Here is a 961-nt window from a genome sequence, read left to right as displayed (position 1 = left end):
GTTACAATATATAATTGTTTAAGTCTGAATGAATAAATTTCATAATTGGATTTTAAAAATACTAACACTTTTGTAAAATAGAGTGATTAGTTTATTTACAATAATTATTTTTGAATTTTGCGCTAATTAATTAATAAAATTTTTACCTCGTTAAAAGAGGGGTTTAAATTTTATTTTTGAAAGAAGGTTTATAAGTCTTTTAATTTTTTAAAGATGGATGAATATCAATTGCATACAGTTTTTAGAGAAAATGGTGTGGGGTAGGTGCAAAGCGATCAATCACTTGATCACTTCCTTTTAATTTGGCTTTCCGACTTTCAAAAGTACCCACATCAATATCTTTTTAATAATGGAAATTATGCATTTATGTTTCACTTTCTTTAAAAGAAGCGCGAGAACTTGCAAGGCATTATAGCGATCTTCTTAAAGGTGCTGCCTTCAACGAAAATCACCTCCAGAGGATTGGCATGCTTAAGAGAGCAAATCCATGGAGGTGTACAATGAATACCAGTATCGACTTTTTATGCGATTTATGGATGGCATTGTATCAGTTTTCTGATCGTGATGATATTGAAGACAAGGTTTTTAATACTCTTATTGAGACTATGGATGCGATAGAAAAAGCTTTAATATTAAAGCTTCAAGATGAAACCCCAAATGCACTAAAAATTTTGGCAATGATTACAAATTTTGGAACTTTGAGACCACCTCCGATTATAGAGTCTTTGTTAAAAGATAATAACACATTATATATAAAAATACAATAAAGTCAATATGTTGCGTGCAATTATTTTATATGAATTCACTTAAGAATCCACACTTCTATGCATGTTTAAATTGACCATTTTTTATAAACAATTGTCACGTATAAATAGACCATAAAAAGCAAATCATGATGCAAATATTATAACGCATGCGTCATTTAAATGAAATGAAAAGCCGTTATCATTCATAACAGTTC

At 29.3% G+C, this 961-nt stretch carries 1 protein-coding gene; it reads left to right on the top strand.

The features are described 5' to 3' along the window. The first annotated feature begins 500 nt into the window (after nt 1-500). Nucleotides 501-767, top strand: a complete 267-nt coding sequence (locus tag HWX04_RS08210) for a hypothetical protein (protein ID WP_175869629.1) — start codon at nt 501-503, stop codon at nt 765-767. Nucleotides 768-961: the final 194 nt, after the last annotated feature.

The sequence above is a fragment of the Bartonella gabonensis genome (assembly GCF_903679515.1).
Taxonomy (GTDB): domain Bacteria; phylum Pseudomonadota; class Alphaproteobacteria; order Rhizobiales; family Rhizobiaceae; genus Bartonella; species Bartonella gabonensis.
Note: the sequence above shows the minus strand (reverse complement) of the source record. Positions and strands in the feature narration are given on the sequence as shown.